Annotated in this window: 22 protein-coding genes; 8 read left to right on the top strand and 14 right to left on the bottom strand. The window is 61.2% G+C overall.

Annotated features, from left to right (window positions below; translation table 11 throughout):
* Nucleotides 1-101: 101 nt before the first annotated feature.
* Entirely contained in the window at nucleotides 102-701 is a 600-nt protein-coding gene (locus ACP7AP_RS21770) for a hypothetical protein (RefSeq protein WP_426037638.1), read from the bottom strand.
* 170 nt (nucleotides 702-871) lie between these two features.
* A complete protein-coding gene (locus ACP7AP_RS21765) occupies nucleotides 872-1,654 on the bottom strand; it encodes an alpha/beta hydrolase (RefSeq protein ID WP_426037636.1) in 783 nt (260 codons plus the stop codon).
* A gap of 109 nt (nucleotides 1,655-1,763) precedes the next feature.
* Between ACP7AP_RS21765 and ACP7AP_RS21760 the strand changes: the two genes are divergently transcribed.
* Nucleotides 1,764-3,242, top strand: a complete 1,479-nt coding sequence (locus ACP7AP_RS21760) for an NAD-dependent succinate-semialdehyde dehydrogenase (RefSeq protein WP_426037634.1) — start codon at nucleotides 1,764-1,766, stop codon at nucleotides 3,240-3,242.
* Nucleotides 3,243-3,295: 53 nt separating this feature from the next.
* Here the strand turns inward: ACP7AP_RS21760 and ACP7AP_RS21755 are convergent, their stop codons facing one another.
* Together ACP7AP_RS21755 and ACP7AP_RS21750 are read right to left on the bottom strand one after the other, a co-directional pair.
* Entirely contained in the window at nucleotides 3,296-3,865 is a 570-nt protein-coding gene (locus tag ACP7AP_RS21755) for a DUF1190 domain-containing protein (protein ID WP_426037632.1), read from the bottom strand.
* 4 nt (nucleotides 3,866-3,869) lie between these two features.
* Complete coding sequence (locus ACP7AP_RS21750) at nucleotides 3,870-5,048, bottom strand: glutathionylspermidine synthase family protein (RefSeq protein WP_426037630.1); 1,179 nt, start codon at nucleotides 5,046-5,048, stop codon at nucleotides 3,870-3,872.
* Between the two features lie 151 nt (nucleotides 5,049-5,199).
* Between ACP7AP_RS21750 and ACP7AP_RS21745 the strand changes: the two genes are divergently transcribed.
* The 4 genes from ACP7AP_RS21745 (at nucleotide 5,200) to ACP7AP_RS21730 (ending at nucleotide 9,046) form a co-directional block, all read left to right on the top strand.
* A complete protein-coding gene (locus tag ACP7AP_RS21745; protein WP_426037628.1) occupies nucleotides 5,200-5,553 on the top strand; it encodes a cupin domain-containing protein in 354 nt (117 codons plus the stop codon).
* Nucleotides 5,554-5,697: 144 nt separating this feature from the next.
* Nucleotides 5,698-6,228, top strand: a complete 531-nt coding sequence (locus tag ACP7AP_RS21740) for a peptidoglycan-binding domain-containing protein (RefSeq protein ID WP_426037626.1) — start codon at nucleotides 5,698-5,700, stop codon at nucleotides 6,226-6,228.
* Between the two features lie 209 nt (nucleotides 6,229-6,437).
* Nucleotides 6,438-6,974 (top strand): RNA polymerase sigma factor, encoded by a 537-nt coding sequence (locus ACP7AP_RS21735; RefSeq protein WP_426037643.1) that lies wholly within the window; start codon nucleotides 6,438-6,440, stop codon nucleotides 6,972-6,974.
* Between the two features lie 194 nt (nucleotides 6,975-7,168).
* Nucleotides 7,169-9,046 (top strand): YfbK domain-containing protein, encoded by a 1,878-nt coding sequence (locus ACP7AP_RS21730; protein ID WP_426037642.1) that lies wholly within the window; start codon nucleotides 7,169-7,171, stop codon nucleotides 9,044-9,046.
* 101 nt (nucleotides 9,047-9,147) lie between these two features.
* Here ACP7AP_RS21730 and ACP7AP_RS21725 read toward each other — a convergent pair whose 3' ends face one another.
* The 6 genes from ACP7AP_RS21725 to ACP7AP_RS21700 form a co-directional block, all read right to left on the bottom strand.
* Nucleotides 9,148-10,395 carry a trans-sulfuration enzyme family protein gene (locus ACP7AP_RS21725; RefSeq protein ID WP_426037624.1) on the bottom strand — a complete coding sequence of 416 codons (1,248 nt, stop codon included), beginning with the start codon at nucleotides 10,393-10,395 and terminating at the stop codon, nucleotides 9,148-9,150.
* A gap of 105 nt (nucleotides 10,396-10,500) precedes the next feature.
* Complete coding sequence (locus ACP7AP_RS21720) at nucleotides 10,501-10,977, bottom strand: Hsp20 family protein (RefSeq protein ID WP_426037622.1); 477 nt, start codon at nucleotides 10,975-10,977, stop codon at nucleotides 10,501-10,503.
* Nucleotides 10,978-11,139: 162 nt separating this feature from the next.
* Complete coding sequence (locus tag ACP7AP_RS21715; RefSeq protein ID WP_426037620.1) at nucleotides 11,140-11,940, bottom strand: trypsin-like serine peptidase; 801 nt, start codon at nucleotides 11,938-11,940, stop codon at nucleotides 11,140-11,142.
* A 57-nt stretch (nucleotides 11,941-11,997) separates the two neighbouring features.
* Nucleotides 11,998-13,269, bottom strand: coding sequence for a glycolate oxidase subunit GlcF (gene glcF, locus ACP7AP_RS21710; protein ID WP_426037618.1), 1,272 nt, complete (start codon nucleotides 13,267-13,269; stop codon nucleotides 11,998-12,000).
* Nucleotides 13,269-14,330, bottom strand: a complete 1,062-nt coding sequence (locus ACP7AP_RS21705) for an FAD-binding protein (RefSeq protein ID WP_426037616.1) — start codon at nucleotides 14,328-14,330, stop codon at nucleotides 13,269-13,271. Before ACP7AP_RS21705 ends, glcF begins: the two co-directional genes overlap by 1 nt.
* Before the next feature lie 55 nt (nucleotides 14,331-14,385).
* On the bottom strand, nucleotides 14,386-15,819 hold the full coding sequence (locus ACP7AP_RS21700) for an FAD-linked oxidase C-terminal domain-containing protein (protein WP_426037614.1): 1,434 nt from the start codon (nucleotides 15,817-15,819) through the stop codon (nucleotides 14,386-14,388).
* 100 nt (nucleotides 15,820-15,919) lie between these two features.
* On the opposite strand from ACP7AP_RS21700, the gene ACP7AP_RS21695 reads away from it, so the two are divergent.
* The gene (locus ACP7AP_RS21695) at nucleotides 15,920-16,612 is read left to right on the top strand and encodes a DUF599 domain-containing protein (protein ID WP_426037612.1); all 693 of its coding nucleotides are present in this window, start codon (nucleotides 15,920-15,922) and stop codon (nucleotides 16,610-16,612) included.
* Here the strand turns inward: ACP7AP_RS21695 and ACP7AP_RS21690 are convergent.
* From ACP7AP_RS21690 to ACP7AP_RS21675, 4 genes are read right to left on the bottom strand one after another with little or no spacing between them, the layout of a single operon-like run.
* The gene (locus ACP7AP_RS21690; RefSeq protein ID WP_426037610.1) at nucleotides 16,593-18,662 is read right to left on the bottom strand and encodes a hypothetical protein; all 2,070 of its coding nucleotides are present in this window, start codon (nucleotides 18,660-18,662) and stop codon (nucleotides 16,593-16,595) included. The two genes, ACP7AP_RS21695 and ACP7AP_RS21690, sit on opposite strands and share 20 nt — an antisense overlap.
* Nucleotides 18,659-21,409 carry a DUF4159 domain-containing protein gene (locus tag ACP7AP_RS21685; RefSeq protein ID WP_426037608.1) on the bottom strand — a complete coding sequence of 917 codons (2,751 nt, stop codon included), beginning with the start codon at nucleotides 21,407-21,409 and terminating at the stop codon, nucleotides 18,659-18,661. The genes ACP7AP_RS21690 and ACP7AP_RS21685 overlap by 4 nt, the downstream gene beginning before the upstream one ends.
* The gene (locus ACP7AP_RS21680) at nucleotides 21,406-22,269 is read right to left on the bottom strand and encodes a DUF58 domain-containing protein (RefSeq protein WP_426037640.1); all 864 of its coding nucleotides are present in this window, start codon (nucleotides 22,267-22,269) and stop codon (nucleotides 21,406-21,408) included. Before ACP7AP_RS21680 ends, ACP7AP_RS21685 begins: the two co-directional genes overlap by 4 nt.
* On the bottom strand, nucleotides 22,269-23,273 hold the full coding sequence (locus ACP7AP_RS21675) for an AAA family ATPase (protein WP_426037606.1): 1,005 nt from the start codon (nucleotides 23,271-23,273) through the stop codon (nucleotides 22,269-22,271). The genes ACP7AP_RS21680 and ACP7AP_RS21675 overlap by 1 nt, the downstream gene beginning before the upstream one ends.
* Nucleotides 23,274-23,357: 84 nt before the next feature.
* On the opposite strand from ACP7AP_RS21675, the gene ACP7AP_RS21670 reads away from it, so the two are divergent.
* Together ACP7AP_RS21670 and ACP7AP_RS21665 are read left to right on the top strand one after the other, a co-directional pair.
* Nucleotides 23,358-23,927, top strand: a complete 570-nt coding sequence (locus ACP7AP_RS21670) for a DUF1285 domain-containing protein (protein ID WP_426037604.1) — start codon at nucleotides 23,358-23,360, stop codon at nucleotides 23,925-23,927.
* Complete coding sequence (locus ACP7AP_RS21665; protein WP_426037602.1) at nucleotides 23,927-24,703, top strand: hydroxypyruvate isomerase family protein; 777 nt, start codon at nucleotides 23,927-23,929, stop codon at nucleotides 24,701-24,703. The genes ACP7AP_RS21670 and ACP7AP_RS21665 overlap by 1 nt, the downstream gene beginning before the upstream one ends.
* The last annotated feature ends 179 nt before the right edge of the window (nucleotides 24,704-24,882 follow it).

Raw genomic sequence — 24,882 nt, 5'->3', positions numbered from 1 at the left:
GACATAGGTTTGTCATTTTTCCATCTGGCTGGCATGAGTAGAACAATACCAGAACATTTTAAGTTGGCAAGCCGCGTCGCACTACATCATGTGCCGCCGGATCAAAGGGGATAAGCCTTATTGACTGCCTTGCGAAGGCACATCAGGCATACCGCGTAAATGAGCGCGAAGAACGCGATCTTGTAGCCCAGGAAACAACCGCTGCGTGGACATTGGTTATGAGTGGCACGGCGGTTTTCGGGGTAATACTCAGCGTAGTGGGTGTAATATTGGTCTGGGGAACTTGGAGTATCTCTCGCGATGAACTCGCGGCTGCGCACCCGCCAAAGCTGTCCGGAAGCCAACTCTGGGTCAGTGATAGTTTTGATGCGGGCGGTGTTTTCATTGTAAATTCTGGCGGCGGAACTGCCTTCTTTAGTCAGCAAGGCAGCGCGCCGCATCAAATATTTAGAAGCAATGTAGTGTTTCATGTCGGAAAACATCCCCCCCTTCATAAGCCATTCGATGTACACAAAGAGGTAAACCCGCTCAAACCTGAAAGAACACTGATTCATGCGGGCGGCGCGACTTGGTGGGAATTCACAGATTTTTCTGTTTTCGCCAGCGCCGCCGCTATTGAGTGTTTGCGCGGGTCTAGCAATCAGATGAAACTTTTCGCCATTGGCCGCATCCATTACGTTGACAGGCGTGGGCTTGCACATCACACAATTTTTCTGCCGTGAATACTGCCACGAACGCGGAGGCTTCATTAAAGCTGAATACCCAGACTATAATTATCAAAGCTAGCTTAAACATCACTCAAGCCTCCATGGCTTGGTGCGTTTGCTACATAACACCGGATATTTGTGCAGAGAGGATGACCTTAGGGGCGTCAGACGCCGTTGAGGCAGGTTTGCATCAGGGGTGAGTTTGGATCTTCGAGGCCGTCGATTACGTTGAAATGATGTGTACCGGCATCTACCGTCCAAGGGCAGTTCCAGTTTTCCGACAGGGTGCGGGCTTGCCAGAGAAAGGCGGGGCGTTCCGCTCCTCCGACCCAGATATGGGCAGTCGTGGTCAGTGCATGGCGGGCGGGGCTTTCCTGCGCGATTTCAGTTTCGTCGAGGTGCAGGTTGGTTTGCATATCGGTTTGCGATAGCGGCTCCAGATCGGCAAGCGGTGAGATCGGCACGATGCGGGTGAGGCGGGCTTTCAGGGCGGCGCTGCGGTCGGGGTTGCCCATCCGGGCGGTGAGATGGCCGCCTGCGGAATGGCCGGTGATCACCAACGGGCCAGCGATTTCGGCACAGGCGGTGGTGATGGCGGCGTCAACTTCGGCGGTGATTTGGGCGATGCGGGCTTCAGGGGCCAGTGTGTAGCCGGGCAGGGCGCAGGCCCAGCCGCGCTGGATGGCTGCGGCGGCGAGGTGGGACCACAGGCTTTTATCGGTCTCCAGCCAGTAGCCGCCGTGGATGAAGATCATCAGGCCTTTGGGTGTGGAATGGGGCAGGAACAGGTCAAAGCGGTTGCGGGGGGCGGGGCCGTAGGCGAGGTCAAGCCGGGCGCGGGGGCCGAGGCTATCGCGGAATTTGGCGGCTTTTGTTGCCCAGAGGGCGGGCAGGGTTTCTGATCCGGGAATGAAAGCGCCGTTCAGGTATTCGCGGGTCATGTCCATCTTGATCACTCCAGTTTGACGCTCAGTCTAGGTCCAGCATTGGTGGAGGATGTGGACTTTTAAGTCCAGAGCGGGCAAGCAGGGGCAACCCGTGCTGATGGAGGCCCCCATGCTCGATTCCGTGACCGATCTGCGTTCTTTGCTGAAAGACCCCAGCCTGCTGCCGAACAAGGCCTATGTGGCGGGGCAGTGGATTGGCGCTGCAGATGGTGCGACTTTTGCCGTGACCAACCCGGCGCGCGGTGATGTGATTGCTTTGGTGCCGGATTTGACCCGTGCGGATGCGGCGCGGGCGATTGCTGCGGCGGATGTTGCCCGCAAGGAGTGGGCGGCGCGGACGGGTAAAGAGCGCGCGCAGGTGATGCGCAAATGGTTTGATCTGTGCATGGCTTCGCAGGAAGATCTGGCGACGATTCTGACCGCCGAGATGGGCAAACCTTTGGCCGAGGCCAAGGGCGAGATCGCTTATGGTTCGGCCTATATCGAATGGTTTGGCGAGGAGGCCAAGCGCACGTACGGCCAGATCATTCCCGGCCATATGCGTGACAAGCGGATTTCGGTTTTGAAACAGCCGATTGGGGTTTGTGCGTCGATCACGCCGTGGAATTTTCCGAATGCGATGATCGCGCGCAAGGTGGCCCCGGCGCTGGCGGCTGGCTGTGGCTTTGTGGCGCGGCCTGCGGCTGAGACGCCACTGTCGGCGATTGCGCTGGCGGTGTTGGCGGAGCGGGCTGGGGTGCCGGGCGGTGTGTTCTCGGTGATCACGTCTTCGCGGTCTTCCGAGATTGGCAAGGAGTTCTGCGAGAACCCGGCCATTCGCAAAATCACCTTCACTGGATCGACCGAAGTGGGGCGGATTTTGCTGCGTCAGGCGGCGGAGCAGGTGTTGAAATGCAGCATGGAATTGGGCGGCAACGCGCCGTTTATCGTGTTTGACGACGCCGATCTGGATGCGGCGGTTGAGGGCGCGATGATCTCAAAGTTCCGCAACAATGGGCAGACCTGCGTTTGTGCGAACCGGATTTATGTGCAGGCCGGGGTGTATGATGCCTTTGCCGAGAAGCTGGCGCTCGCAGTTGGTAAGCTGGCGATTGGCGATGGCTTGACGGCTGGTGTGACCACTGGGCCTTTGATCAACGAAGATGCGGTTGAGAAGGTTGAAGAACACATCGCCGATGTGATTGCAGGTGGCGGCAAAGTGTTGACCGGCGGTAAGCGTCATACTTTGGGCGGCACGTTCTTTCAGCCGACCGTGGTGACGGGGGTGACCAAGGATATGAAGGTCGCCAACGAGGAAACTTTTGGGCCGCTGGCCCCCTTGTTCCGTTTCGAGAGCGAGGAAGAAGTCATTCGCCGCGCCAATGATACGATCTTTGGTCTGGCAAGCTACTTCTACGCCAAGGATATTGGCCGTATCACCCGTGTGCAGGAGCAGTTGGAATACGGCATGGTGGGTGTAAACACCGGGCTGATTTCCAACGAGATGGCCCCGTTTGGTGGGGTGAAGCAGTCAGGTCTGGGCCGTGAAGGATCGAGCCACGGCATTGATGATTACATGGAACTGAAATACGTCTGCTTGTCGGTTTAAGGCGGGCGGCGGTAGATAGGGCGGCGCGAGAGGAAACTCTCGCGCCGTTTTTCTTATCCGCCCACGCTCCGCGCCGCACCTGAACTGCCAAAGCCGCCGCGCGATTGAACTTGGGTTTTTGTCATCGGGGCCAAGCCTTTGGTCACAGGGGCCTTGTTGAAGGCGCTGGCGTTGATCTTGCCGCCACTGTTCAGGTTGCTGATGCGGGTGCCGCCATCTGGGGTGGCAAAGCCGCCGCCAGCCGAGCGCACCACGGGCTGCGACATCACCCGACCGCCGCCCAAGGCCTGCCCGATCATGTAGCCCATCAGCAGCGGCATGAACACCGAGCCACCACCGCCGTTGTTTGCTGCCGCATCGCCGCCGCACGCGCCTGCGCCGTGTTCTGCCTCGCACAATTCGCGGCTTTCGTAGCGGGGGGCGGTTTCCTCGTGCAGCTTTTGCGCCTCGGCAAAGGCGGTTTCGCAATCGGCAGCGTTGAACCAGCCGTCAGGCTTGGCGGCTGCAAGACAGCTTGCCTTGTCGGCAAAGGCGCTGGCTTCGGTCTTTTCCTCGGTGCAGGCTGCCAAGCCGAACGCGGCAGCGCCCAGCAAGGAGAGTGCAACATGGCGTGAGCGTTTCATCGCCTTACCCCTCAATGAAATGCGGCTTGAACCGCGACAAATCTTGCGTGATCCGGCTGCGATCTTCGCGCAGGCCCATACCGACGCAGGCCTCACCCACCATCCAAGCGCCGATCACCGGGCGCATGTCGGCAAAGATGGGCAGCGGGTGGTAGGCTTGCACGATCTTCGGGTGCTGGTCGTAATCGCGGGCGGTGGCGGCCTCTAACACGGTGCCATTTTGGTGGATCGTCACCGATTGGCCTTCGCGCGAGAAGATCGGTTTGGTGACATAGCCCTGCGCCAACAGATCAGGGGCACGGCCCAAGGCGGCCTCATCCTCGAAAAAGGCGGGCAGCAGATTGGGGTGGCCTTCGAACATCTGCCACAGCACCGGCAGGATCGCCTTGTTCGACAGGATGGCTTTCCATGCGGGCTCGATGAAGCGACAGCCAGAGGCGGCGATCTTGTCGGCGAAGGGATCGCGCAGCAGGTCTTCCCATGGGTAGAGTTTGAACAGCGCGCCGATCACGCGATCTTCGGCATCGGTGAACTGGCCGCCCTCGCTGATGCCGATCTTGTCGAGATCGGTGTAATGCGCGCCCAAACCGGCTTCGCGCGCGGCCCAGGCCATAGTTTCCACCGTGGCATAGTCTTCCGGTGCGCCAGCGACGGCTGCGAAATGCAAGTCGGTGTCGGGGGCGAACATTTCGGCCAGACGGGCGACCATTGCCTCATGGATGTTGTTGAACTGATCGGCACCTTGCGGCAGCACACGGGCGGCCAGTTGCTGTTCAAACCACAGCCATTGGAAAGATGCACTTTCATACAGCGAGGTCGGGGTGTCGGCGTTGTATTCCAGCAGTTTGGCGGGGCCGTTGCCATCATAGGCCAGATCGAAGCGACCGTACAATTCCGGCTCGGCATCGTGCCAGCTTTGCGCCACCATATCCCAATGCGCGCGCGGAATATCCATGCGCTGCATCAGGCTTTCGGAGTCTATGACCTTTGCCACGGCTTCGCGGCACATCGCATGCAGTTCGGTGCTGGGATCTTCGATGTCGTCTTCGATCTGGGCTAAAGTGAAACTATAGGCCGAGGTTTCATCCCAATAGGGTTCGCCATACATATCGGCAAAGGTGAAACCAAGCTTTTCGGCCTCAGTGCGCCAGTCGGGGCGTTCGGGAAGGGGGATACGGTGCAAGGGATACTCCACAAGGTTGTGCAAGATATCGGGTTTGGTTTGCTGCAAAGCAAGGCCCTTCTGTCGGGTCTGAGGGGGTAGATGTCGGGGACGGCTGGGACAAATTGTCTGCAATCGCCAGAGTATTGGCCAAATCAACAGGAGTATTGCCATGCAAAGCGTCACCAAACTTGCCTCAACCGAGGGGCTGGAGCCATCCACCGCCGATCTGGATGGCTGGATTGTCACCGAAGGTAGCCCGAAAATGAAGACTTGGGCGCTGCACACTTCGGCGGCGGGCGATATGGTTTCCGGCATCTGGGAATGTACCGTTGGCAGCTATCACGCCACCTATACGGCTTACGAATATGTCGTGCTGATTGAGGGTAAAATCACCATCACCCCGGATGGCGGCACTCCGGTTACCATCAAGGCGGGCGATTCTTTCGTGGTGGAGCCTACGTTCAAGGGCATCTGGAAGATCGAAGAAAACGTGCGCAAGCATTTTGATTTCCGTATTAAATAAATGACTCACGGTGGGGTGCGTGCTGCATCCCGCCGCAAACACCGCATTGTTATCGCCTATCAAGGCAACGATTTTGCTTATCGCGCGTTCAATCCACATGTTGCTCTCATCGGCCCAACGAGACTGCTCTCGCTGGCCAACAACATGAAAGGATATGACATGCTGCCCGCTGTCTCAAACATCAAACGGAACACCATCGCCGCATTGCTTGCCCTTGCGGTTGCTTTGCCCGCTGCCCCTGCATTGGCTTGGGGCCAACGAGAGCAAGACGTGCTGAAAGGCGCTGCTGGCGTCATTCTGTTGCAAGGCATCATTCGCGAAACAAAGCCGAACAAGAAGCATTATGAGCCACGCTACGAGCCTCGGTATGAACCGCGCTATGAACAGCCGCGCTATCAGCAGTACCAACCGCGCTATGAACCCCGCTACGAGCCGCAGCGGGTCTCGGTTTACGGCACCGCCGCCGCGCGGGCGTTCAACAATTATTCGTCGTCAGAGCGCCGTCTGATCCAGCGCCGCCTGTCGGCCTATGGCTACTATCGCGGTGGTATCGACGGCTCGTTTGGCCCCGGCACCTATAACGCCGTCGTCGCCTATGCCGATGCGCAGGGCCAGACCCGGCAGTTGGGTTCGACCAACAGCGCCTATGGAGTTTATGACGGGCTGATCTATTAAGCCCGTCTCCACGACCCAAATTCTTCCCAGCGGGGAATGACTTGTGTTTCAAGGCGGATTTCAGGGTGTTTTCCACAACATGTTGTGGTGAAGGCCGATATAACTGCCCTTACAACTGAAGGTGCGCGCCCGATCCGTTCGGGCGCGCTTTTCTTTTGCATGGCGGCCAAGGATTGCGGGATCGCCTGCGTCTGAATACTGTCATGCTGATGGAAACCCCAGATGAGACTCTCGCCTCTGCTGCCGCTGGCGGTGATCGGCAAGCCTTTGCGCTGCTGGTGGAGCGGCATTACGATCGCATCTACGGGCTGGCTTACCGGCTGATCGGGCTGCGGGCCGAGGCGCAAGATCTGGCGCAGGATATTTGCGCGGCCTTGCCCATAAAGCTGCGGCATTGGCGGGGCGAGGCGCGGTTTACCACTTGGCTTTACCGGGTGGTGATGAATGCAGCGCATGATTTGCGCCGCCGTCAGGCCACCCATGCCAAGGCCGCAAGTGGTTGGGGTGATTGGGAAATCGCGCGGCAGGATGAGATTAGTAGCCAAGCCGAGGCGCAGGATTGGTTGCAGGCCGCGATGGCGCGACTGTCGGTTGAGCTGCGCGATACGGTGGCTTTGGTTTTGGGTGAGGAGATGACCCAAGCCGAGGCGGGTTTGGTGTTAGGGATTTCCGAAGGTACGGTGGCCTGGCGGATGTCCGAGGTGAAAAAACGCCTGCGCGCGATGGCGGCGGAGGATGCAAGATGAGCGATGAATTTGACGCCCTGAAAGCCGCCCTGCGTGCTGTGCCGCCGCCTGATGCCAATGCGAAAGCGGCGGCGATGCGGTTGGCTGTGGAAAATTTTGACCGTTTGCAATCGAGTCTCCAAGGAATGACCGAGGCTGCGCGTCCTATGCAAGACCGCCCTGTGAAGGCGGGTATTTTGCAGAGGGGTTTGGCCATGTTGAACGCATTGAAAATGAAACCTGTGCTGGCGGCGACGACTTCGGTTGCGGCGCTGTTGGTGGGGTTTGTGGTGATCTTGCCGCTGTCGGGGAAGGGGCCGATGGAACGGGCGCGGGGCGGTTTGCAGGTGCAAGTGCCGCCGGAAACACTGCCTGTTGTGCCGAAAGTGACCGAGCAAAACGCAACACCGCAAGCCTCGCCGACCGCACCCGCCAAACCTTTGGCCGAGGCCAAACCCGAGCTGCAAAGCCCCGAAGTGGATGCTCTGGCCAAGACCGAAGCCGAGGCTCCGGCGCAAGCGCCCGCCGATGCTGCATCCGCTATGGCGGGTTTGACAGAGCCTAAGATGAAGGCTGCTCCGGCACCGATGGCGCAAGCCCGTGGCGGTGTGGCGATGGATCAGGCGGTTGAAAGTTATGCCGCCCCTGCTGGCACCGTGGCCGAGATGCCCGTGATGGAGGCGGCACCGCAACCCCCTGAAAACACCGAAGTCTTCGCCACTGCCGACGCTAATCCGGTGAAGGTAACGGCGGAGGAGCCGGTTTCTACATTTTCGATTGACGTCGATACCGCGTCTTATGCCACGGTGCGGTCTTCGTTGAATACGGGGTATTTGCCCGATCCGGCCTCGGTGCGGGTCGAGGAGATGGTGAATTATTTCCCCTATGCCTATCCGAAACCGGAAGGCGATGCGGCGTTTCGGCCCACGATTACGGTGATGCCAACGCCGTGGAATCCGAACACGCGGCTGGTGAATATCGCAATTCAGGGCGCGGCGCCGCAGGTGGAAAATCGGCCTGCGCTGAACCTGGTGTTTCTGGTAGATACCTCGGGGTCGATGGAAGATGCCAACAAGCTGCCGTTGTTGAAGCAGTCGCTTGGGCTGATGTTGGGGCAGTTGCGCCCTGAGGATCAGGTGGCGATTGTAGCTTATGCGGGGTCGGCGGGGCAGGTGTTGCCGCCGACCAAAGCCAGCGATACGGCGGTGATTATGGGCGCGCTGGATCAGCTTTCCGCAGGTGGGTCTACCGCTGGCGCTCAGGGGTTGGAGCTGGCCTATCAGGTTGCAGAGGGGATGAAGGCCGAGGGCGAGGTCAGCCGCGTGCTGCTGGCCACCGACGGCGATTTCAATGTGGGGATTGATGATCCTGAGGCGTTGAAGGACTTCATCGCCAGGAAGCGCGAAAGCGGGGTCTATCTGTCGGTTCTGGGCTTTGGTCGGGGCAATCTGGACGATGCGACGATGCAAGCACTCGCGCAGAACGGCAATGGCACGGCCAGCTATATTGATACGCTGAACGAGGCGCGCAAGGTGTTGGTCGATCAGTTGACCGGGGCTTTGTATCCGATTGCGGATAATGTGAAAATTCAGGTGGAATGGAACCCGGCGCAGGTCGCGGAATATCGGTTGATTGGCTATGAAACACGGGCTTTGGCGCGTGAGGATTTCAACAATGACAAAGTGGATGCGGGCGATATTGGCGCGGGCACGGCGGTGACGGCGATTTATGAGGTGACGGCGCCGGGGAGTGCGGCGCTGCGCAATGATCCGCTGCGCTATGGCTCGGCTGCGGCGGTTGAGGGGGCTAACGAGTTGGGTTATCTGCGGCTGCGCTCGGTGGCTCCGGGCGGTGGGGCGAGCGTGTTGCAGGAAACCCCGATTGTGCCCGGGATGCCGGTGACGGATGAAACTCGGTTTGCTGCGGCGATTGCGGGGTTTGGGCAGCTTTTGACCGGGGCGAAGTATCTCGGCGATTGGGGCTGGGATCAGGCGATTGATCTGGCTTTGGCCTCGCGCGGGGCGGATGAGTTTGGCTATCGGATTGAGGCGGTGAATTTGATGCGGACGGCGAAGGCGTTGAGCCAGCGATAGGGTTGATCACATAACTCCCCGGAGCCGGGGCCTCGTGCGGTGCATGTCAAACTGCAAGGCTCCGGCTTAAGGCCGGGGCGGCGGGGGGAGGGGTGAAGGCGTTAATCTGCCAGCGCGCGGTTCAGATCGTCGATCAGATCGCGCGGGTCTTCCAAGCCGACCGACAAGCGGAACACGCCTTCGCCTGCGAAGCGTTTGTAATCGGCAAGGCTTTCGCCTGTCATGCGGTAGGTCGAGGCCATGATATCATCGGTGCCGATATGGACGCAGATGCTGCGCTGATGGCCCAAGGAAAAGGCGTAGTGCATTACGCGGAAGCGTTGCGCCATCTTTTGCGCCACCCGTTCAGGATCGGCGGTTTGGAAGGTGATCATGCCACCGGGCAGCGCCATCTGACGGCTGGCGAGGTCGTGTTGCGGGTGGCTGGCGAGGCCGGGGTAGGTGACGGCCAAGACCTTTGGGTGTGCCTCAAGGTGGTTTGCCAGTTGCATGGCGTTTTCCGAAGCGGTGCGCAGACGGGGGAACAATGTGTCGATGCCGCGCAGGATCAGCCAGGCGTTTTGCGCAGACAAAGCTGCACCCAGATAGACGCCGGATGAGGCGCGGATGCGCGAGATCAGGTCTTTGCGGCCAATCACAGCACCGCCCAAAGCATCGCCGTGGCCGTTCATAAACTTGGTTAATGAATGGATCACCAGATCCATGCCATGGGTCAGCGGTTGCGTGATCACCGGAGTGGCGAGGGTACTGTCCACCGAGGTCAGCACGCCTGCATTTTTGGCGATCTCGGCAAGTGCCGCAAGATCCGTCAAGCGCAGCAAGGGGTTGCAGGGGCTTTCGGCGTGGATCAGTTTGGTGTTCGGGCGCAGGGCGGCCTTGAGGGTATCGAGGTTCGAGAGGTTAACTGGCGTGACCTCAATGCCAAAACCGGGGAGGATGCGGGTGGCGAGTTCGTAGGCCCCGGCATAGCACACGTCAGAAATGATCAGATGATCGCCGGATTTCAGCAGCGCCAAGAAGGTTGCGGCGATGGCGGCGACCCCGGTGGCGGTGGCGAGGGCATCTTCGGCGGACTCCAAGCTGCACAGGCGGCGCTCCAGATCGCGGACGGTGGGGTTGGTCCAGCGGGCGTAAAGATACGGCAGGTCGGTCAGATCGCCGATGCCATCCGCCGAAAACGCCGAGCCGCCGGGGGTGAAGACGTTGTTCACCGACATGGAAATGCTGGGCGCAATCGCTCCGGTGATCGGATCGGGACGCAGGCCGCCATCCAGTGCGCGGGTGGCGGGGTGCATCGGGTGCGCGGTTTCAACAGCCGTGATTTGCTTGGGGGGAAGGTGGGTTTTCATCTGCTCTCCATGCGGCTTATCGCGGGCGTGGCGCAGAGTATGGCAGAGCGGGAGGCAAAGCAAAAGGCCCGGCGCTTGGCCGGGCCTTTCGGGTCTGTGAGAGGTTTAGGCGTTGACGGTTTCGACTTGGGATTCTACCGCTTTCGTCTCAACATCCACACGGCGACCGATTTCGATGCGGCGCGGCTTCAAAGCCTCGGGGGTTTCTCGTACCAGATCAATATGCAGCATACCGTGCTCGTGGGCGGCCCCGGTGACGCGAACATGATCGGCCAAAGCAAAGCGGCGATCAAAGGCGCGGGTGGCGATGCCACGGTGCAGATAGGCGCGGCCTTCGGTTTCTGGTGCCTTGCGGGCGGTGACGTGCAGCGCGCCGTCTTTCACTTCAACCGACAGCTCGTCGGGCGAGAAACCGGCTACGGCGATCGAGATGCGATAGGCATCTTCGGCGGTTTTCTCAATGTTATACGGGGGATAGGTGGGTTGGGCCACATCGGCGGTCAAAGCCCGATCGACCAGATCGGCGATACGGTCAAAGCCAACGGTGGCACGATAGAGCGGGGCAAAATCAAAATTGCGCATAGTCATCCTCTTTCAAGCGATGGCCGTTTTGTGAACGGCGCGGAAGCCTTCCCATAAGGGCAAGGCGGTTGATGCCCCCTAAGCCCGATTGCGGCACCTTGGAGACTACGCTGATTTGGGAAGCGCTTTGGCGGGTTTCAAGCCCCATCAAGGGTCAGGGAATCAGGGTTTGATGAATTTTGCGCCACTGGCTTTGCCACCCGAAAGGGTGTTGACCTTGGTGCCCGCGACCGAAACCGCCCGGCTTTCTTTCGCCAGTTCCGCCATCACCACGGCCAAGGGCGCTTCAAGCGCGGTGCCGAGTGAGACCTTTTTGCCGTCCGATTCCGCCTTGGCCGAAACCACCGAGACGATCTGCGGCACGCCGTTTTTCACCGTGAAAATCGGCGCGCCGGAGGAGCCGAAATCCACATCGCACGACAGCACCAGCACTTTGTCCGAGCCATCTATGACATGGCAAATCTGTTGCAGCGAAGGTGCTTCGGCGCGATCCTGCGCGTAGGACACCACGCCAACCTCGTCGCCCAAGGCGGGCGGCGACGTGGTGCCGATCGGCTGGATCGAGGGCAAGCGGATTGGCTGATCGAGTTCCAGCACGGCGATATCAAAGGCAGTGCGATCCAGATCGTCTTCGCCGGAATAGGCGTAATCCGGGTGCGCGACGGCGCGGGCCACGTTGCGGTAGGCCTCGGCCCGGCCATTGCGCAGACCGGCAAGGAAATGGATATCGCGGGCGTCAACCCGCGCGCCGGTTTCTTTGTCGAACAGGCAATGGGCGGCGGTCAGCACCAGATCAGGGGCGATCAGGGTGCCTGTGCAAAAGCCACGGTCGCCAAGGTTCAGCCGCCCGACCGCGTTCCAACCCTTTGAATCATCACTCGTTTGCAAGCTGACCAGCGGAGATTCTTGTGCCGCAGCGGGTAGGCTGGCAAGGGCAATGAGGGCGATCAGGGTAAAGCGCATGGTGTCTCCAGTCTGGTTGCCCGGTGTAGCCAGAAACTGCGGCAGATGTGAGGCAAATCATCCCAAGGCGCGCGGTTTCGGCCCACCTGTGGCCCAATCGAGCAGTTCCACCGTATGCACGATGGGGATGGCTGTAGCCGCGCCGATCTGCATCATGCAACCGATGTTGCCCGCCGCGATGATATCGGGGCGCTTGGCCTCCAGGGTTTGCACTTTGCGGGCGCGCAGGGCTTGCGAAATCTCGGGTTGCAGCAGGTTATAGGTGCCCGCCGACCCACAACACAGATGGCTGTCGGCAGGCTCGACCACGTTGAAGCCCACACGCTTTAACAGGTCTTTTGGCGCGGTTTTTATCTGCTGGCCGTGTTGCAGGCTACAGGCGGCATGATAGCCGACGGTCAGGCCTTTGGGCGCACCTTCTGGCAGGGTAAGGCGTTGCAACAGTTCGGATATATCCAGCGTCAGGGCGGATACTTCAGCGGCCTCTACCGTGCCGATCATATGGCCGTAATCCTTGACGGTGGTGCCGCAACCAGAGGTGTTGATGACAATCGCATCCAACCCCGCGCCACGTTTCTCGGCGATAAACGCCGCGATATTGGCACGGGCGTACGCATGGCTTTCCGCTTCTCGCCCCATGTGATGGGTCAGCGCTCCACAGCAACCCATTCCGCGCGGGATAACCACCTCGCAGCCCAAGCGTTGTAGCAGGCGGATGGTGGCGTCGTTGATATCGATGTTCAGCGCCTTTTGCGCGCAGCCGGTCATCAGCGCCACCCGCATCCGCTGCGGCTGTTTCGCTGCGAAACTTTGCGGATCATCGTTGCGGCTGACCGGGGGGATGGTTTTCGGCGCCATTGCCAGCATGGCCCGCAGCCGCGCATCGGGGATCAGGCGCGCAAAGGGGCGGCCCAATTTGGCGGCATACAGCGCAAGCCGGAAGCGGGTGGGATGCGGGATCACTTTGGCGAGCACCCAGCGCAGGGCACGATCTGACAGCGGGCGTTTGTAGGTTTTCTCGACATAAGCGCGGGCTTGGTCAATCAGATGCATGTAATCGACGCCCGAGGGGCAGGTGGTGGTGCAGGCGAGGCACGACAGGCAGCGATCCAGATGTTTGACGGTGCGCGCATCGGCGGGGCGGCCGGTTTCCAGCATTTCCTTGATCAGATAAATCCGACCGCGCGGGCTGTCTAACTCGTCGCCAAGCACTTGATAGGTCGGGCAGGTTGCGGTGCAAAACCCGCAATGCACGCAGGATCGCAGGATCTTGTTGGCTTCGGCCAGTTTGGGGTCTTGCAGTTGAAGGTCGGTGAAACGTGTTTGCATCAGCCCATCATCCCCGGATTAAAAACGCTGCGTGGATCGAATTTTGCCCGCAGTCCAGCGGTGAGGGCTGCCACAACGGGGGCTTCGGGTGGGAAGGTTGCTTGGGTCATTCCGGGGATGGGGCGGATCAGGGTGGCGTGACCGAAAGCGCCGATTGCGCCGCGCACATTGGCGGTGCCGGAGGGGTCAAGCAGCCAGACCAGCCCGCCGCCCCAATCGCAGATTGCTTCTAAGCCAAGGCGTTCGATCAGGGCTGGGGCTTCGGTGGGCTTGAGGGATATTTTCCAAACCGCGCCCGGCCTTGCGGCGAAAGCCGTCACATCGCGGATCGCTGCCCAGTCTGCCTTGGCCTGCTCAAAACCCAGTCGTTCTTGCAGCTTACCCGCGCGATAGGCAACGGACCCTGCCATGCCCTCCAGCCGGATCATCGCGCGGCCTTGCGCCCAAGCCGCCCCCGAAATGTCATAGGGCGAGCCAAGTGCGGCGCGCAAATCGGCCAAACCCTGTGGCAAATCCCGTTCTGCGACCAGCGTGATTTCAGCCTCTGGCACCGCCTGCACCTTGAAACTGACCTCGCTCAACACCCCTAAAGCGCCATGTGAGCCAGCCATCAGCTTGACCAGATCATAGCCGGTGACGTTCTTCATCACCCGCCCGCCATTCTTGATCACATCGCCCCGGCCATCGACAAACCGCACCCCCAGCAAGGCATCGCGGCAGGCCCCGACCTGCACCCGGCGCGGGCCAGAGGCATTTGTGGCCACCACGCCGCCGATGGCCGATATGCCCTCACGGCCCAAAAGTGCGCGCATGTCGGGCACTTCAAAGGCCAAGCGTTGCCGTTCAGAGGCGAGCAGTGCATCAATCTCGGCCAGCGGAGTTCCCGCCCGCGCCACCAAAGTCAAAGCACCGGGTTCATAGAGTTCAACGCCGTTCAATCCACTGGTATCCAACGCCTCGCCCACCACGCAGCCAACGCCACGCGTGCCGCCGCCTTGGATATGCAATGCCTGCGCACTTTGGATCATATCGCTCAGATCAGCTTCTGAAGCAGGCCGCATGGTCATCCTCTCTGCTCAAGTATCCTCGGGGTCCGGGGGCGAGCCCCCGGGGCTGTCACCCCGCACGCCGCCCTGCAGTTACATCCAGCGGAAACACCTTCGCCGGGTTTAACAGCCAGCCCGGATCGAACACATCCTTGACCCTTAGCTGCGCCTCAAGGTCCACCGGATTGAACTGCACCGCCATCAGATCGCGCTTTTCAATGCCGACGCCATGCTCTCCTGTCAGACAGCCGCCGACCTCGACACACAGCTTCAGAATGTCGGCACCAAAGGCCTCGCACAAAGCCAGATCGCCGGGTTTGTTGGCGTCATATAGGATCAAGGGGTGCATATTGCCGTCACCGGCGTGGAAGACATTGCCAACGTCCAGGCCGTAAGCAGCACTCATCTCGCCGATGCGGCGCAGGACATAGGGCAGAGAGGATACCGGAATCGTGCCATCCAAGCACATGTAATCATTGATCTGCCCCATCGCGCCAAAGGCGGATTTTCGGCCCAACCAGATGCGTTTGACTTGGTCTTCATCGGCGGCTTCGCGGAATTCGACTGGGTTATGTGCCATGGCAATCGCTTTAATGCGGGTCAGTTGTTCGGCGATCTCGGGCGGGGAGCCTTCGACTTCGATGATCAGCAAAGCCTCGCAATCAGGGTAGCCGGCTTTGGCGAAGGCTTCGGTGGCGCGGATGCAGGGGCGATCCATGAATTCGATGGCGACGGGCAGGATGCCAGCTTTGATGATATCGGACACGCAGCTGCCTGCGACTTCGTTGCTGTTGAAGCCGACCAAAACGGGGCGCGCGCCTTCGGGTTTAGGCAGGATGCGCAGGGTGGCTTCGGTGACGACGCCAAGCTGACCTTCCGCGCCACAGATCACGCCCAGCAGGTCGATGCCGCCCGCGTCCAGCCACGGTCCGCCGATTTCGACCACGGTGCCATCCATCTGCACCAAGGTCACGCCGAGCAGGTTGTTGGTGGTGACGCCGTATTTCAGGCAATGCGCGCCACCCGAATTCATCGCGATATTGCCCGCGATGGCGCAGGCGAGTTGGCTGGAGGGGTCGGGGGCGTAGAACCAGCCATCAGATTCTATGGCCCCGGTGACGGAGAGGTTGGTGCGGCCCGATTGCACCCGGATGAAACGGTTGTCGTAGTCGGTTTCCAGCACGGCGTTCATCCGCGCCACGCCAAGGATCACGCAATCGGCGGTCGGTAAAGCACCACCCGCAAGGCTGGTGCCAGAGCCGCGCGGGACGACAGGCACTTGTTCTTCATGGCAAATTTTTAAGATGGCGGCGACTTCGGCAGTGGTGCGGGGCAGCACAACGACCATGGGCGCGCAGCGGTAGGCGGTCAGCGCGTCACACTCGTAAGCGCGGGTTTCCGCCGGATCGCTGATCACCGCATCGGCGGGCAATATGCGCAGCAAGCGGGCGACGATGGAGGATTTGCGCGCCACGATTGCGGCGTTGGGGATCGGCATATCCATGGCGGACTCCTTGTGTGGTCAGAAAATATAACCAATTTTTTGAAATGGCAAGATACTGTTGGCCCTTCCCAGATTTGCCATGAAAGCATAGGTTTGGCGAATGCAAAGCATGATCAGCATCGGCCCGTTCAACATCATAGATGCGCTTTCTGTAGCGCTGGCTTTAAGTGCGTGGGCAGGGATCGGCTGGTTGATCGAGCATCCGCCTGCCAGCCGCCCTTCGGTTACTGTGCTGATGAAAGAATATCGGCGCGAATGGATGCGACAATTTTTGACGCGGCAGCCACGAATTTTTGACGCCTCGATGATTGACAGCCTGCGGCAGGGCACGGCTTTTTTTGCCAGCGCCTCGCTGATCGCGATTGGCGGCGGCATCGCGCTGATCGGCAATCCGGCGGCGATTGTCGGGTTGGCTGAAGATCTGACCCTGCCCGCCGATGCCACCGGATTGCAACTGCGGGTGCTGCTGGTGATCATTTTCCTGGCCAATGCCGTGCTGAAGTTTATCTGGTCAAACCGGCTTTTTGGCTATTGTGCGATCATGATGGCGGCGGTGCCGAATGATCCCAGTGATCCAGCAGCGTCACATCGGGCGCAGCAGGCGGCTGAGTTGAACATCACGGCGGCGAAAAGTTTTAACCGCGGCCTGCACTCAATCTATTTCGCACTGGGCAGTTTGGGCTGGCTGCTGGGGCCTTATGTGCTAATAGCCACGACCTTGCTGACTTCGGCGATGCTGATCCGGCGTGAGTTCGCGTCGGACTCGCGCAAAGTTATGCTGGACGCCGCTTGAAGCGGCCTTCTACCAGCCAAGCGGCCACCGCCAGACCTGCCGCGAGGATCAACATCAGCCAACCGGGGACCAAGGGGCTGATGCGCAGGTCTTCGGTGACGAATGCGCCGCGTGGGGTGATGCCGACCCAGCCGCGACCTGCGGCGGGGCGGCCTTCGCGCACTGTGCGGATGCCGGGCAGGCCAGCCTCGATTGGGACGATGCCGCCCTGCATGGTGGCGACGAGAGGGGCGAGGATGTCGGGGCTGGCGAGGGTTTCGACAAACTCTTTCGGGGCGGAGGGGCCAACCGCGACCGCGCGGATCAGATCGCCTTGTTGCAGGCGATAGAGGCCCAAGGCGGGGGCCTTCCAGTCGAGGCTATATTTGCCGGGGCCATCTGGCGGCAGGGTCAGGGTTTGAGTTTTGCCATCCGGCCCGGTGATGGTCAGATCGCCCGGCGGTTTATCCGACACGGTGCGGCGGGTGATGGTCAGCACGTCGGCTTTGTTGGTGGCAGTGAGGGATTCTTCCTCTAGCTCCGGCTCTTTCAGCATCCAGTGCGCGAGACGGCGCAAAAGTTCCAACTGCGGCCCGCCACCTTCATAGCCACGGCCCCAAAGCCATGCCTGATCGGATGCCAGCACGGCGATGCGGCCTTTTTCAACGCGGTCCAGCACCAGCAGGGGTTTGTCTTGCGGGCCGGACATCAGCACTTGGCCGCGCAGCAGGTTCACGTCTATCAAGCGAAACCAGCGGCCCCAGCCTTTCGGGAACAAAGCCTCCAGCCCCTCGGTCACGGGATGGCGGCGGCCAAGATCGGTCAGTTTGGGCTTGAAGCCTTCTTCGATGACCTGGCTGGTGGGTTCGACCGGGAGAATTTCGGCCAAAGGCGAGCGCCACAGGCTATCCACCGCGCCAAATTCTGGGCCAGCGGCGACCAGCACGGTGCCGCCGTTTTTGACATATTGCACAACGTTATCAATGTATTCCATCGGCAGGATGCCGCGCATCCGGTAGCGGTCAAAGATGATCAGGTCGAAATCCTTGATCTTTTCGACGAACAACTCGCGGGTGGGGAAGGCGATCAGCGAGAGTTCTTCGACGGGCACACCGTCTTGCTTTTCGGGCGGGCGCAGGATGGTGAAATGCACCAGATCCACGCTCGGGTCGGATTTCAGCAAGTTGCGCCAGACACGCTCGCCTGCATGCGGCTCGCCAGACACCAGCAGCACCCGCAGACGGTCACGCACGCCGTTGACTTGGACGACGGCGGTATTGTTGCGGTCGGTGAGTTCGCCGTTCACCGGAGCGACCGAGAATTGCAGCACGTTCATGCCTGCGTGAGGCAGGCGGACGGGCAGTTCCATGTCTTCATTTACCGGGATGTCGAAGGTCATTGGGGCGTCAGAATCGACGCCGATGGTTAGCGCGACCGTCAGGCCCGCCGAGGATGGCACGGCGCCTTTGTCTTCGACTTTCAGCTTCAGCTTGAATTCCTCGCCCAAGATCGCGAAGGCCGGGGCGTCTTCGATGATCAGGTGGCGATCCCAGTCTTGTTTTTTGCCCGTCAGCAGCACTTGCAGGGGGGCGGGTAGGTTGGGGGCGAGGTTGAGGTCATGCACTTGGCCATCGGTGATCAGGATGGTGCCTGCAATGCGGGCGCGGGGTTCCTCGGCCATGGCTTGCGACAGTGCTGTCATCGCCAAAGTGCCTGCATCATCCGGGCCATCGCCAAAGCGGATCAGGCGCAGTTCGGTGTTATCCAGTGCCGCGACTTCGGCGGTGATCTTGGCTGTGGCGGCCTCGGATTGGGCTTTGCGGTCTGACAGGCTTTGGCTGGAGCTTTCATCGACCAGCAGTAAAACGATGTCCGACAGGGGCTTGCGGTTTTCTTCTTGCAGCGATGGGTTTGCCAAGGCGATGCCGAGGGCCACGAAGGCAAGCCCGCGCGGCAGCCAGCCGCGCAGGCCTTTCCACAGGGCAAAGACCACCAGCAGGCCCGCGATGATTGCCAAGGCCCAGATGATGGGTAGGGCTATGAGGGGGTCGAAGATCACAGTCCGGCTCATTCGCCCAACCTTTCCAGCAGGGCAGGCACATGCACCTGATCCGATTTATAATTTCCGGTCAGCACATGCATGATGACGTTGATGCCGAAGCGGTAGGAAATCTCACGCTGATCCTCGCCGGCATAGCCACGGCCCACCGGGAACATCGGCACGCCGTCGGGGTCGGTGGCCCAAGCGGATGCCCAATCGGCGCTGCCGATGATCACTGGCGTCACGCCATCGTTCAGGTTGCGGAACGGCATACCTTCGGTTTGCTCGGCGGTGGGGTCAGAGGCTTCGACCCAGACGGCACCGCCTGCATAGCGACCGGGGAAGTCTTGCAGCAGATAGAAGCTGCGGGTCAGGACGTGATCTTTCGGCATCGGCTCCAACGGCGGAATATCAAGGCCAGCGGCGATCAGTTGCAGGGTCTGGCCTTCGGGGGTGCTGTCGCCTGAATAGCCCGCAATATCGCCGTCGCGGGTGTCAAACAGGATCATGCCGCCGGTGCGCAGGAAGCGGTTCAGCTTGGCATAGGCGGCGGTGGAGGGGATCGGTTGATTGGGGGTGATCGGCCAGTAGAGGAAAGGGTAGAAGGCGAGTTCGTCTTTCTCTAGGTCAATGCCCATCGGGGCTTCAGGCTCCACCGCCGTGCGCAGCCAAAGCTGATCGCTGAGGCCGCGCATACCGGCTTCTGAGATTTGATCCATCGTCGCATCGCCGGTCTGGACATAGGCGAGGACCACGCCGCGGGTGGCTTCTATCGCCTTGATATCGTCGGGGGTTTGCGCGCGGGCGTCGTGGGGAAGCATCAGTGCCAAGGCGATGGCGGCGGTGCGGGCGAGGCCACCGATACGGCCTGATACCCAAAGGGCTGCCAGCACATCCAGCGCCAGCATGATCGTGGCGGCGGTCAACAGGATGCCTTTCAGCGCTTGGGCTTTCACGGTTTCTATGCCCTCGATTGCCGTGCCTGCGGGCCAAGTGGCGGCGGTGATCTCGGTTTTGGCAGAGATCACGTTCAGCGCCACTTTGCGATCTGTGCTGGCGTATAGCCCGGCGGGCAGGTTTGGGTCGGGGCCGGTGGTCATGGCTTTGCCCAAGGTTTCGCCGGGAACGCCTGCGATTTCGCCTGCGTCACGCTCCACCCCGTAGCCGTCCATGATCTTTTGCGGCACCCATGTCAGGCCCGCGAGATCTTGTGCATCGGGTTGCGCGGGTTTGGTGGACACCGCGAGGCGTTCGAGCATTTGCACGAACAGGCCAGACAAGGGCAGGCTGGACCATTCCGCGTTGGCTGTGACATGCACCAGCACCACCTGCCCCGCGCCGATTTCTTTGCGGGTCACAAGCGGCGTGCCATCGGTCAGCGCGGCGATGGTGCGGGTGGAAAGGTCGGGGTCGGGCTGGGCGAGGACTTGCTGGCTGACGGTGACATCATCGGGGATGGCAAGGCCGTGGAAGGGCGAGTTTTCGGGGAAGGGGGCGAGGGTTTTCGGCTCTCCCCAGCTCATCGCACCGCCGACTGATCGCCCACCTACGCGCAGGCGGACGGGCATCAGCTGGTCTTCTTCGGCGCGCGACAGTTCAGAGGCGGCCAGACGCGGGCCCGCGAAGCGCAACAAGAGGCCGCCTTTGTTGAGCCATTCCAGCAGGCTATCCGATTCCACCGGGGTCAGTTTGGCGACATCGGCGAGGATGATCACATCGGGGTTGGCGGGGATTATGTCGGACAGCCCGCCTTCGACCAGATCGGCGACGGGGGTGAGGGCTTGGCGCAGGTAGTAAGTGGGTTGCAGCAGGGGCAGCCCCTCGCGGTCAGACGTGCCGCCGATCACCGCGATCTTGCGGCGTTTCAGGCTGTCATCGGTCAGGCTGACGGCCCCTGCGCTACGCTGGCCCAAGAGTTCAAAGCGGTTGACGCGGTTGCGCAGTTCTGGCGGCAGGTCGAGCGTGGCTTTGGCCTCGGGCGCGCCCGCGTCGAAATGCAGTGGCGCGCGGGCAAGTTCGCGGTCGATGCCGGACGGGTCGGGGCCGCGCGCGATTACGTCCAGATCGGCGGGATCGCCGGGCAGGCGGGCGGCGGTGAGGCTGATTTTGCCATCCTCAAACGCGGCGGGGCGCAGGGCGAAGACCGGGCGGGGGGAGAGGAAGGCGGTGAGGTTGCCTTTGGATTGCAGCGTTTTCAGCAGGGCATCGCGGCCCGGATGGTCTAGGCCATCGGAGAGCCAGTAGCTGTCGAAACTGTCGGTGGGCAGGATCTTCGCCCAGTCTTCATAGCCTTGCGGGGCGAAGGGTTGCGGCTCCATCGCGGCCAAACGGCCCGCCCAAGCGTCGGCGTTTTGAAACTCGACAGGTTGCGGCAGGTCGGTCAGCCGGATCACGGCGGTGGTGCGGCCTGCGCGGCCAGCCTCGGCCAGCAGGGTGTTGGCTTTATCCATCCGGCGTGGCCAGTCGCTGGCATCGGCCCAGCCGCCATCCAGCACGATTAGCAGGGGGCCAGAGCCGGGCGCGCGGTTTTCGGGGTTCAGGATCGGGCCCGCAAAGCCGATGATGGCGGCGGCGACGGCCAAAGCGCGCAAAAGCAGCAGCCACCATGGGGTTTTGTCGGCTTGGCGTTCCTCATCCGTCAGGCCCAGCAGCAGCGCCACGGCGGGGAAGCGGCGGCGGATCGGGGCGGGCGGGATGGCACGGAGGAGAAGCCATAGGATCGGCAGCGCGATCAGACCCCAAAGCAGCCACGGGGTGGTGAAGGCGAGCATGTTCATCGGCCACCTTCCAGCGCGGTGTAGGCCCAAAGCAGGGCGGTTTGCGCCGATTGTCCGGTGTGGTGGCAGTGGTAATGCCAGCCCATTGCGCGGGCGAGGCTGGTCAGGCGGGCTTTACGCTCGGCAAGGCGGTCGAGGTAGCGGCTGCGCAGATCGCCTGCGGATTGGGTTTCGTGGCGCAAGGAGCCTTGCATGGATTCGAACACGGTGCGGCCTTGGTAGGGGAAATCTTCTTCCGCCGGATCAAGCACTTGCAACAGAATACCGCGCACACCACGATCTGCGGCGAGGGTGAGGGCGGTTTCCAATGGGTCGAGGTTGCCGAGGAAATCGGAGAGAAACACCGCGCGGCCATGGCTGACCATACCGGAGATTTCGGGGGTGCCGTAGTCGTCAGGGTTATCCGAGGACAGGCCTTCAAGCAGGGACATGATCTGCGCGCGGCCCGGTTTGGGGGTGGTGCCAGACAGGCCAACGCGTTCGCCGCCCCGCAGCAGCAGGACGGAAAGCGCGAGTGCCAGCAGGCGGGCGCGGTCGAGTTTCGGCGCTCGGTCTTTATCGCCCGAAAACGCCATGGAACGCGCCGCATCGACCCAAAGTGTGACCGATTGCGCGGCTTGCCATTCGCGTTCGCGGACGAAATGCGCGTCTGATTTGGCTGAACGCCGCCAATCAATCGAGCGCGCGGCGTCGCCCTGATGCGCGGGGCGGTATTGCCAGAATTCATCACCCTGACCTGCGCGGCGGCGGCCATGTTCGCCCAGCATCAGGGTTGCGGCCAAGTGTTCTGCCTCTGCCAACAGGGCTGGCAGCGATTGGCCGAGCGTTTCGGCCCGCGCGCGCAGATCGGCGGATAGCATCACGCAGCGGCCTCGGTGCGCAGGGCGCGGGTTATGGTGCGGTCGATCAGGCCGGACAGGGTTTCGCCGCGCGCGCGGGCGGCGAAGGACAAAGCCATGCGGTGTTCCAGCACGGGTTTTGCCATCGCGGCCACGTCGGCGATGGAGGGCACCAAGCGGCCATCGAGCAAAGCGCGGGCGCGGACGGTCAGCATCAGGGCTTGGGCGGCGCGGGGGCCGGGGCCCCACGATAGGCTGCCTGCGAGATCGCGGCCCTCGGCTTCGCCCGGACGGCAGGCGCGGACGAGATCAAGGATGGCTTCGACCACCTGATCGCCCACAGGCATCCGGCGCAGGATAGTTTGGGCGGCAAGCAGTTCATCGGCGCTAAACACTTGATGCGCTTGCGATTCGGTGGCCCCGGTGGTGGCAAGCAGGATATCACGCTCATGCGCGCGGGTGGGGTAATCGACGTTCACTTGCAGAAGGAAACGGTCCAACTGTGCCTCGGGCAGCGGGTAGGTGCCTTCCTGCTCAATCGGGTTTTGCGTCGCCAGAACGTGAAACGGGCGGCCCAAGGCGCGGTGCTGGCCCGCGATGGTGACTTCCTTTTCCTGCATGGCTTGCAGCAGGGCCGACTGGGTGCGGGGGCTGGCGCGGTTGATTTCATCGGCCATCAGCAGCTGGCAAAACACCGGACCTTCGATGAAACGAAAGGCGCGGGAGCCATCGGCGGCGGTTTCCAAGACTTCGGACCCCAGAATATCGGCGGGCATCAGATCGGGCGTGAACTGGATGCGATTGCCTTTCAGGCCCATCACCGTGCTCAGGGTATCGACCAAAAGCGTCTTGCCCAGCCCCGGCAAACCGACCAGCAGCGCGTGACCACCGCACAGCATCGCGGCCAAAACCTGATCGACAACGCGATCCTGCCCGATAAAGCGCTGATTGATCGAGGCCTTGGCCTGCGCCAGACGCGCGCCCAAGGTTTCGATCTCGGCTATCAGCTGGGTGGGATCGGCCATGACAATTCTCCGGAACAGGTTATATGCTGCCATATGATCCAATCTAGGCGCCGGGTACAAATGGCAAAAAGCGAAGATGCACAAATGATCGTGAAACCGCTGGCCGAGGGGCTGGCAGCGGTGCAGGCTGCCGCAAAAAAGGGCCCGCCGCCGGTGCATCTGTGGCATCCGCCGTTTTGTGGCGACATTGATATGCGGATCGCACGGGATGGGACTTGGTTTCACGAAGGCTCACCCATAGGGCGGATGCCGATGGTGAAGCTGTTTTCCTCGATTCTGCAACGGGAGGGGGATGAGTATTTTCTGGTCACTCCGGTCGAGAAAGTGCGGATCCGGGTGGATGACGCGCCGATGCTGGCGGTGGATTTTGAGGTGGAGGGGTCTGGGGAGGCGCAGCTTTTGCGGTTCTTCACCAAGACCGAGGATGAGGTGGTGGCTGGCGCGGAAAATCCGATCCGGGTTGTGATGGGTCAGGGTGGGGAGCCTTCGCCTTATGTGCATATCCGGGCGGGGTTGGAGGCGCTGATTGATCGCAAATCGTTCTGTCGGTTGATGGAATTGGGGGTGCATGCCGAGCATCAGGGGGAAGACTGGTTCGGGCTTTGGTCAGATGGCTGTTTCTTTCCGGTGATTCCTTCGCTAGACCTGCGCTGATGCCTTTATTTGCCGCAAACCTGACGATGTTATTTACCGAGGTTTCCCCCCTCGACCGCCCCGGCTTGGCCGCGCAGGCGGGGTTTGATGGCGCGGAAATTCTGTTCCCCTATGATTATTCGGCGAAGGAATGGGAGGCGGCTTTGGCTGGCCTGCCGCTGGCGATGATCAACACGCCGCCGGGGGATTGGGCGGCGGGGGATCGTGGTTTTGCCGCCGTGCCGGGTGAGGAGACGCGCTTCCGCGAGGGGTTCTTGCGGGCGGCGGAACTGGCGTCTCGGTTGGGGGCGGCTCGGGTGCATGTGATGGCCGGGGTGGCGAAGGGGCCGCAGGCGGAGCAGGTTTATACTGAGAATTTGCTGTGGGCTGCCGGGCAGGCACCGGATTTGGTGATCACGCTGGAGCCGTTGAACCCGGATGATATGCCGGGGTATTTCCTGAATGATTTCGATCAGGCGGGGCGGATTGTCGATGATCTGGGGTTGGATCAGGTCGGCATCCAGTTTGATCTGTGGCACGCGGCGCGGATACATGGTGATGCGGCGGCGGTTTGGGCCAAGCATGGCGCGCGGGTCAACCATGTTCAGATCGCGGGGTTTCCAAGCCGGAATGAACCGGGGGGCGGCGGGTTTGATCTGACGGGGCTGTGTTCAGCCTTGGATGAAAGCGGGTATTCGGGCTGGGTTGCGGCGGAATATCGGCCCAGCCGTGCGACGGTGCATGGGCTGGCTTGGCTGGGTGCTTTGAAAGCGCGGTCGCGGTTGATCGGGGTTTAGGCTGTGGTCCCAACTCGGGACCTTTTTTTATTTTTGTATTTCAATATGATGATCTTGTTCCGTTAGAGCAAGTCACCTTCAATCGGGACCATATCCTGCGGCTTTGAAGTAGTTTCTGCATTCCTGGCTATGGAATAGATCGCAGACTGCACCGACGGCGGTCCAGAGGGCTTGGTACG

It is taken from the genome of Cypionkella sp. TWP1-2-1b2, assembly GCF_049896245.1.
In the GTDB taxonomy this organism is placed as follows: domain Bacteria; phylum Pseudomonadota; class Alphaproteobacteria; order Rhodobacterales; family Rhodobacteraceae; genus Cypionkella.
The sequence above is the reverse complement of the archived record's forward strand: the minus strand, read 5'-3'. Positions and strand labels throughout refer to the sequence as shown.